The following is a 9004-nucleotide window of genomic DNA, read 5'->3' on the forward strand; positions in this document are numbered from 1 at the left end:
TACCTATCACTATGCATGTTGTCACCGTGTATTTTAGTGCTACACATTTGCCAGACACGAATAAATTTTTAGGAGGATTAGATGATTGCCACTATTTTAGCGGCCGCGCCAGCTGGTGCAGCCATGAGTAGCACACCATTCGTAGCGATTTTTACGGTATTTGTACTCGCTATTTTTGTTGGATATTACGTTGTTTGGGGTGTTACGCCTGCTCTGCATACACCATTGATGGCGGTAACCAATGCCTTATCCAGTATTGTCATCGTCGGTGCGATGCTACAGACAGTCACCATTGATGGATCGATGTTTACACCGACCAGTTTGCTTGGTGCTTTTGCGGTATTTTTGGCCAGTATCAATATCTTTGGTGGTTTTGCCGTGACTGAGCGTATGCTTTCGATGTTCAAACCTAAAGTGAAAAAATCACCTGCTCTTGAAGCCAATGCAACAGAAACTGGAGGCGACGCATGAATGATTTCTCAACAATGATTGCGGCAAATGCTGATTGGTTTTATTTGGTTGGCGCTATTCTCTTTGTACTGACCTTGCGTGGCTTGTCTAGTCCGAAGACCGCTATTCGTGGTAACCGTTTTGGTATGGCGGCGATGGCGATTGCCGTCGTGACGACATTCTTTTTGGCAGAAGGGCCAGTGCTTTGGTTAATTATCGGTGCGATGGTGTTAGGTGCTGTTGTTGGTATGTGGAAAGCGAAAACAGTCGCGATGACTCAAATGCCAGAAACCGTTGCGTTGATGCATTCATTTGTCGGTTTGGCGGCGGTGGCGATTGCACTAGCGACGGTATTGCATACTGAACAGCAGCATGGGGCTGTGGCGCGTGTCGAGCTATTTATCGGTTGCTTTATCGGTGCGATTACTTTCTCAGCGTCTGTTTTTGCCTTTGGTAAATTGGCGGCAAAAAGCTGGGCAAAAACATTGGTCGGTGGCTGGGTGAAACCTGTCCAAGCGCTATTGTTTATTGCAATGATTGGTTTCGGTGGCGTGTATTTCGTCACGGATTCGCTACCAGCTTTTTATGCAATGGCAGTGATTGCGGTTATCTTTGGCTGGATGTGGATTGCGCCAATCGGTGGCGGTGATATGCCCGTCGTGGTGTCGCTATTGAACTCGTTCTCTGGGTGGGCGGCGGCAGGAATTGGTTTTACTCTTGGTAACTCGATGCTGATCATTGCAGGCTCGCTCGTTGGCTCGTCAGGTGCGATTTTGTCTTATATCATGTGTAAAGCCATGAATCGCTCATTGCTCAATGTCTTGTTTGGTGGTATGGGCACGTCCGCAGTGGCAGCAGGCGAGGATACTGGCGCGCCCAAAAACTACAAAGCAGGTTCGGCAGAAGATGCAGGCTTCTTAATGGCCAATGCGAGTAGTGTGGTCATCGTACCGGGTTATGGTATGGCACAGGGCCGTGCACAGAATGCGGTAAAAGAGCTGTACGAGTTGCTAAAAGAAGAAGGCGTTAACGTTCGTTTTGCCATCCATCCAGTTGCTGGTCGTATGCCGGGTCATATGAACGTACTATTGGCTGAAGCTGACGTACCTTATGATGATATTTTAGAGATGGATGAAATCAATTCAGACTTTGCTAGTACCGATGTGGTCTTAGTTATCGGTGCAAATGATGTTGTGAATCCTTCTGCAAAAGACGATCCAACCTCGCCAATCTTTGGTATGCCGATTCTAGAAGTCACCAAAGCGCAAACGATCATGGTCATCAAACGTTCAATGAGCACTGGTTATGCAGGCTTAGACAACAGCTTGTTCTATATGGACAAAACCATGATGATCTTCGGCGATGCCAAAAAAATGGTAGAGGAAATGGTACGCAGTATCAATGGCGCCGGTCATTAATCTCTCAAATACGTTTTCCAATAAAAAGTCACTGAGGTGGCTTTTTTGCGTTAAAGTGGGTGGCATTTATCAACGGGTGACAAGCCGATATCATTGCCCACTATAATCATTAATTATAAATACGAAGAAATAAGAGAATGGTTTATGAATATGCTACTGCGTTTTTTTATTATGGTCAGCTTGCTCAAGCAACAGTTAAAACAGCAATCGGTCAGTGAATACCTAAGTGTCGAGATGTTGACCGCTCCTGTTGTTCGTCAGTATCGTGTATTACCACATGACATGGGTTTTCGCGATCATTTGCCCAACTATCGTTACTTGTCTTTTATTGAACTCAACGTGACGCGCTGGCTAATGAGCTGTTGTCATCAAAAAGGTATTAAGCCCTTAAACTGGGTTATTGCCATGCAAGAAATGATCTATCTGAAAGAAATCAAATTTTTGGACAAGATGACGGTAAATAGCAAGCTTGTCGGATGGGATAAAAAATACGTGTATTTTGAAACTCATTTTTTTGTAAAAAACCAGCTGATGGGCGTTGGCATGACCAAGTTTGTTTTGATGAACAAAAAAGGACAGTGTGCGCCTGCGGTGCTGGATATGACAGGCGATCAGCTAACGGAAGTCATCACCACATGGAATAAGCATCAAGTCGCGGTGAAGTCGGCAAAACTAATAGTGAAAGGATAAAGCGCTTGGCTATATAATTATCAGCGCTATAATCATTTGGCGAATTTTGGTAGGATAGTGCCTATCAAAACGATTAAAAATTAAGGAGCCATGATGACCCCGCAAAAATTAAAATGGACAGACAGCTTAGACATCGCGATTGAGCTTTATGAGAAGTTTCCAGAGACTGATCCGCAGTACATACGTTTTACTGACTTGCATCGCTGGGTGACTGAGCTTGAAGGTTTTGATGACGATCCACAAAAATCAAATGAAGGCATTTTAGAAGCCATTCAAATGAATTGGATTGATGAAGCAGATTAAAGCAACTTTGCAGTGTTAATGGGTATAATGGCTATTTTTAGCACTATCTCATTTTAATATTATCTCAAATAAAAAAACTTATAAATATACAGGATATACCTCATCATGACGTCACAAATCAAAGAGCTACCCGAAGCGATAACTTGTAGCGGCATTAGCGTTCGTACCACTAATAACGCTGAGATTAGCCAAGAAACCGCTAAGCTGGGTCGTTTATGGCAAAAGTTTTATCAAAATCACGCGGGTCAACTTCCTGAAGGTGAGGATATTTATGGTGTTTATCATAACTATGAGAGTGAGGATTTAGTAGGAGCGTTTGATGTTGTGGCAGGTTGGAAAACGGACAGCGAGCAAGAGTCGTCAGACAATGAAAATGTGGCTAATGCTGCAAATGTAGTGACAGTAAGTATTCCTGCAGGCAAGTACTTGGTATTCTCTGAAGAAGGTAGAATGCCATATACTTTGATGAATGCTTGGGAAAAGGCTTGGACATATTTTAATGATCGCAGCTGTGAACACGTAAGAACTTTTGATGTTGATTTTGAGCATTATATCGGTGGCAATTTAGAGTACGGTCAAGTTGATGTCTATATTGGTATTGAGTAAGATGAATTGACGATATATGTTCAACTGTTTTTTATAAATTAGTTTTGAGGTCGTCTAATGGATCAAGGATCTATAAAAGAGGATTGGCCCACTTGTAGCAGGGTTGTGCATATAGCTGGCGGAATATTAGCTACAAATGAAATCCAAACTGATATGGTTAGATTGTGGCCTCTAACTACTGCTGGAAAAGTGTGCCAAATCAAAATTAATACCTTTGGTGCGTTATATGGTTCATTAGACAAATTAAATTTAAATATTATTGGTGTTGAATTTATAACTCATCAAATGGAGCTTACTGGTCAAGCACCAACGCAGTTTAGAGGGTTTATCAAACAAAAATCAATTTGGCCTAACTGGGATGCAGCAGTTTTGTGGGGTGGATTGACTCTATCAGCCTTTCATAATAAAGATGGTTTGGCATATGACTTATCAAATAGAATAAAATTTCAGTTGGGCACTATTAATGACAGAGTAAAAAACCTTTCATTAACTTATCATCAACAATTGCAAGCAAGAAACCTAGGTAAAAACTTCAAGAAAGATCAGCGTTTTCAAGACGGTTATACGGACTTAGTTTATCAGGAGTTTCACTCTTTTCTATTTGATGTTGGCATAATGAGAGACTATTTATGCGAATACATTTTTAATTTCGCAAGTGGTGGAGGTTTAAAAAAGGCAATTAGGCAATCTTTAAACAATCCTAGACTAGAGATCACTACTGCAAGCGGGTTATTCAAAGGTCTTAAAAAAATAGCAAGCCTAACTGAATTTGAATCCAATCTTAAAAATATAATGGGCAAAGAAGGTTGGTTATATGAATTAGGACAGTATAGAGACTTAGTTATGCATTCAGCTCCGATTAATTTAGCTAACTCCCAGCTATATGCAATCCAAGAGTTTATAGAATTGCCCGAAGGTCAGGAAATTATGTCTGTTCGATTTCCTCTTCCAGCCAATCCTTCAGAGTTGTATAGTGAACGTAGCAAAAGAACCAGTTTTGATAAATATATTAACCAGTTTAAAGAGCTATCTAAATTATCTTTAGAAAGTAGAGGAAAGTATGATTGTCTAGAGTATGCTCATAAGATATTTGGTCTAATTTCTAATTTATCTTTAGAGGTCGCGAAAGAAGCACCCTATAAACCTATGGAGCAGACTTATACATTGACTAGAGCAGGTACTATCTCATCAGTATCTTATGTAGAAGATGAATAGTTTACATATATAGATTATATTTTTTGAATAAAAACAATGACAGAAAAAGCGCCAAACCTCAATCAGATGGCGCTTTTTACTATTAGAAAATAAAATTAATCTAACAACAACCCTTCCAAAATCCCCTCATAAATCTGTGCTAATTTACCCAACTCATCAACTTCTACTTTTTCATCGACCTGATGAATCGTTGCATTACGAACACCAAGCTCGACCACTTGCGCCCCTGTTGGTGCAATAAAGCGTCCATCTGATGTACCGCCAGACGTAGATAGTGTCGTATCAACATTGGTTACTTTTTTGATAGCATTTTGACATGCCGAGACCAATTTCCCTTCAGGTGTTAAAAACGGCTGACCGGATAACTTCCAATTGATAGCATAACTGGCTTTGCTATCGGCAAAATGGCTGTCTTTAAAATGCTTATCAAAGATAGTATGAGTTTTTGCTTTTAGCTCATCTTCCGTGGTTTCGGTCGAAAAGCGAAAGTTAAACACGACTTCGAGGGTTTCAGGAATGACGTTGGTCGCGCCTGTACCGCCATTGATATTTGATATTTGCAAAGACGTTGCCGGGAAGTAGTCATTGCCTTCATCCCATGTGGCATTAGTCAATTCTGCTAACGCTGACATGGCGGCATGAATAGGATTAGACGCGAGATGCGGATAGGCGACATGGCCTTGTTTGCCAGTCACCGTAAGTACTGCACCCAACGAGCCGCGGCGACCGTTTTTGATAATATCACCTAGCGTATCGGTGCTTGATGGTTCACCGACGAGACAGTAAGTAATTTTTTCATTGCGTGCTTCTAGAGTTTCGATGACTTTGACGGTGCCATTGATAGAAGGGCCTTCTTCATCTGAGGTGATTAAAAAGGCAATAGAGCCATTGTGCTCAGGATGATTTTTCACAAAGCGTTCGGCGGCGATGGTAAAAGCGGCAATACCTGTTTTCATATCAGCCGCCCCGCGTGCCCATAAATAACCATCAGCAATGGTCGGGGTAAATGGCGGATACGTCCAATTTTTTTCATCACCAGTCGGCACGACATCGGTATGCCCAGCAAAACAAATAACTGGGTCAGTGCTGCCACGGCGTGCCCATAGGTTTTTGACTTCCGCGTGCTCGCCGCTTTGTTTTCTGTCACCAAAATACATAAACTCGCAATCAAACCCTGCTTGTTGCAAGCGCGCTGACAATATATCTTGGCAACCATCATCATCTGGCGTGACGGAAGGGCGCTCAAGTAAGGCGATACTTAGATCTAGCGTTTGTTGCTGATGGGTCGCTTGCTTATTAAAGTCAGACATGAATAAACCTTTTATATATAAAGTCGATTTTAGAGTTTTGGTAAATAGTGTTTTAACTGTTTTCGTCAACAAATGGCACCAAACCATCACGGCGCATCCATGTGGCGATAGAGTAGCGCTGGCGATGAGCGATTTGTACTTGATGTTGCAAATCACTATCAAATATTATCAATCTATTGGCAACTGGCATAACATGATGATGAACGCCCTGTTTATCTACGATTTCTAATGCGCCGCCATCACTCGTCGCCCACTCATCGTTGAGATAAAACACGGCTGAGATAACACGTTCATCACGCCCAGCTGGATTGTCACTGTGCCATTGATAGCCAAATCCTACTGGATAGCAAGCATAATGCGCTTCACTATGACGAATACCCGCGAACAAGCTACGGTTGAATAAAGCGGCAAGCGCATTGATGCTTTGCAGATAATAAAACCCAGCAAAGAATTTTTCAGTAATCCAGCGAATTTTATCACCGCGAATATCACTAATACGGATACCAGCAGTGAGCGTTGCCTCACGATAATCAATAAAACCACTTTCTGCTTGCAGGGCGAGCAATGCTTTGTTTGCAAACACATCGTCAATGACAATCCAGCCATCATTAACGAACTTGTCCAGCTGAATATCATGTAATCTGTCTTGCCAATTTATATCAAAATCAGACAATTGCAAACCATGCTGAGTGGAGATTTTTTGATTATTGTTAGGATTGCTAGGGAACAGTAATGGTGGATTATCCTCACCTATCGGATTATCGAGGATCAACTCTGTCACATTCAAGTTGCTAATAATCTGTGTCATTTCATCTCATTATTCTTAATCAGCTGTCAATATGCAGTCAATCGATGCGTTTTTATTGAAAGCATTTACCAAAACCACATTATCTTTTACGCAGCCTATGCTACCATAGATGTAATTTTTCTTATTTAAACTTTTGAGATTATGAACTATAAACACGCCTACCACGCTGGTAACTTTGCTGATGTGGTTAAACACATTTTATTGGTACAACTGCTCAATCAATTGGGGCAAAAAAACAAACCTTTTTATGTGCTTGACGCTTATGGCGGTCGTGGACTGTATTCACTGAGTAGTGAAGAAGCCCGCAAGACAGGAGAGGCCAAAGGGGGTATCCAAGCTTTACTACAGGTAGATACCGATAAGGCGCCAGCCGCTGTCAAAGATTATATGGAAGGCATTAAACAAGCCCGTTTCACTTACGACAATAAAGTCTACCCTGGTTCTCCTTGGTGGGTTGCCCATCATATCGAGAAAAATCCTGATGCTGGCGTACGCGGTGAAGCTTTTGAAGCCAAAGCCAGCGAATATGATGCGCTAAATTATCAGTTGCACAAGTTACCCATTGGTATACAGCATCGTGATGCCTTTGAAGGTATTACCGCCGTTATTCCACCAAAAGAGAAACGCGGTCTAATTTTTCTTGATCCGCCTTATGAGCAAGAGCATAAAGACTTTACCCGCCTGATAAACCTGCTCGTGGCGGCTTATAATAAATGGCCACAAGGCACCTATGCGCTTTGGTTTCCTATCAAAAACGTTGAAGCGGTAGAGCTATTTTACAAAAAGCTTAAGCGTACTGAGATGAGACGTCAGCTGGTATGCGAGCTGAATATTTATCCAAACGATGTCGCCGTTGGTCTTAATGGCACAGGTTTGCTCGTTATCAATCCACCTTGGCAGTTTGATAATCATGCACGCGAAATATTACGCTTTTTACAGCCTGCTCTGAAAGTGGCGGATGCTCCAGACTTAACGCCTGACAGTGCCACCAATGTGCGCTGGCTCGTTGGCGAATAGTTAGCTCAATAAACGACAGGGTCAATGAATAAAATACCGGTAAAGTAAGGATATTAAGATGACCAACGAGCAACCACCCAAAAGCCAAGCAAATGACGTCCCTTTAAACGATCGGTTGTTGCAAGACACTGCCGCAACCCAGCCGCCTTTTGTTGATGAGCATGAGTTCAATATTCGCTTGGCGGATAATGACAGTTATGATGGCTTGACCTTTGAGGTGATTGAAGCAGAGGTTGCTGAAGGCAAGCGGGTGGTCAGTCGAGGTGTGTATTTAGCACCCAATCTGATTACAACTTTATCCTTATTGTCTGGTTTTTATTCGATCTTAGCGAGTACGCAAGGCGAGTTTTATAAAGCCTCTTTGGCTATCTTTTTATCCGCTATCCTCGATGGTGCTGATGGTCGCGTTGCGCGTATGCTCAATGCGCAAAGCCCCTTTGGTGAGCAATATGACTCGTTAGCGGACATGTTAGCGTTTGGTGTTGCGCCAGCGATTTTGATTTATAGTTTTGCCTTACAGCCATTAGGCCGTATCGGTCTTGGTTGCGCTTTTGTTTTCACGGCTTGCGGGGCATTTCGCTTGGCACGTTTCAATGTGCAAGTGGCTACAGTCGATAAAAAATACTTTGTTGGTTTGGCCAGTCCATTGGCTGCAATTTTAGTGACGGCTGCTGTTATGGTTGCCATTGATCACAACGAGTGGATAGGGCAATACGATACAGCAGTGATGTTTTTATTTGCCGCTTGGGTCGTGACTTGTGGTTTGCTGATGGTCAGTAACGTTAAGTACTATAGCTTTAAAGAGTTTGATAAAAAGAAAGTCCCTTTTGTCGTTCTTATCATTGGCGTATTGATTATGAGTATCGTGCTCTATGACATACCAGTAGGTATTTTAGCCATCGGCATTATTTATGCGCTGTCAGGTATCGTGACTACGGTTAAAGTAAAAATGTAAGACTGGCCATTAGCTATATTTAAGGAATTTGCCGAGCGGTGAATTCCTTTTTTTATAGATGTTTAAAGATAAACACCACTATAGCTCACTATAAAATGATTGATGCTAAAAAACTTAAACGTGCAGAACAATTAATTGATAAGTAAAACAAACGGTTATCTAGACAAATGACAAATAGAAGAAAATAAATTATATTATTTATAGATTCACACTTGACCCTCATCTCAAACCA

General features: G+C 41.9%; 10 protein-coding genes. 8 read left to right on the plus strand and 2 right to left on the minus strand.

All coding sequences use genetic code 11. The annotated features are described in order from the left end of the window. The first annotated feature begins 123 nt into the window (after positions 1-123). The 6 genes from M917_RS00240 (at position 124) to M917_RS00265 (ending at position 4682) form a co-directional block, all read left to right on the plus strand. On the plus strand, positions 124-471 hold the full coding sequence (locus tag M917_RS00240) for a proton-translocating transhydrogenase family protein (protein WP_200861727.1): 348 nt from the start codon (positions 124-126) through the stop codon (positions 469-471). After that, positions 468-1868 carry an NAD(P)(+) transhydrogenase (Re/Si-specific) subunit beta gene (locus tag M917_RS00245; RefSeq protein WP_021812732.1) on the plus strand — a complete coding sequence of 467 codons (1401 nt, stop codon included), beginning with the start codon at positions 468-470 and terminating at the stop codon, positions 1866-1868. Before M917_RS00240 ends, M917_RS00245 begins: the two co-directional genes overlap by 4 nt. 144 nt (positions 1869-2012) lie before the next feature. Then, positions 2013-2558, plus strand: coding sequence for an acyl-CoA thioesterase (locus tag M917_RS00250; RefSeq protein WP_021812733.1), 546 nt, complete (start codon positions 2013-2015; stop codon positions 2556-2558). Between the two features lie 93 nt (positions 2559-2651). Beyond that, positions 2652-2861, plus strand: coding sequence for a Fe-S cluster assembly protein IscX (gene iscX / locus M917_RS00255; protein ID WP_021812734.1), 210 nt, complete (start codon positions 2652-2654; stop codon positions 2859-2861). 105 nt (positions 2862-2966) lie between these two features. Then, on the plus strand, positions 2967-3467 hold the full coding sequence (locus M917_RS00260; RefSeq protein ID WP_021812735.1) for a GyrI-like domain-containing protein: 501 nt from the start codon (positions 2967-2969) through the stop codon (positions 3465-3467). 57 nt (positions 3468-3524) lie between these two features. Beyond that, positions 3525-4682, plus strand: coding sequence for a hypothetical protein (locus tag M917_RS00265; protein WP_021812736.1), 1158 nt, complete (start codon positions 3525-3527; stop codon positions 4680-4682). A gap of 95 nt (positions 4683-4777) precedes the next feature. Here the strand turns inward: M917_RS00265 and dapE are convergent, their stop codons facing one another. Further along, on the minus strand, positions 4778-5992 hold the full coding sequence (gene dapE / locus M917_RS00270) for a succinyl-diaminopimelate desuccinylase (protein ID WP_021812737.1): 1215 nt from the start codon (positions 5990-5992) through the stop codon (positions 4778-4780). A gap of 52 nt (positions 5993-6044) precedes the next feature. After that, positions 6045-6800: a 2OG-Fe(II) oxygenase gene (locus M917_RS00275; RefSeq protein WP_021812738.1), complete on the minus strand. Its 756-nt coding sequence runs from the start codon at positions 6798-6800 to the stop codon at positions 6045-6047. 141 nt (positions 6801-6941) lie between these two features. On the opposite strand from M917_RS00275, the gene M917_RS00280 reads away from it, so the two are divergent. Beyond that, the gene (locus tag M917_RS00280) at positions 6942-7817 is read left to right on the plus strand and encodes a 23S rRNA (adenine(2030)-N(6))-methyltransferase RlmJ (protein WP_021812739.1); all 876 of its coding nucleotides are present in this window, start codon (positions 6942-6944) and stop codon (positions 7815-7817) included. Positions 7818-7875: 58 nt separating this feature from the next. Further along, positions 7876-8772 carry a CDP-diacylglycerol--serine O-phosphatidyltransferase gene (gene pssA / locus M917_RS00285; protein ID WP_021812740.1) on the plus strand — a complete coding sequence of 299 codons (897 nt, stop codon included), beginning with the start codon at positions 7876-7878 and terminating at the stop codon, positions 8770-8772. Positions 8773-9004: the final 232 nt, after the last annotated feature.

The sequence above is a fragment of the Psychrobacter aquaticus CMS 56 genome (genome assembly GCF_000471625.1).
GTDB classification, from domain to species: Bacteria; Pseudomonadota; Gammaproteobacteria; order Pseudomonadales; family Moraxellaceae; genus Psychrobacter; species Psychrobacter aquaticus.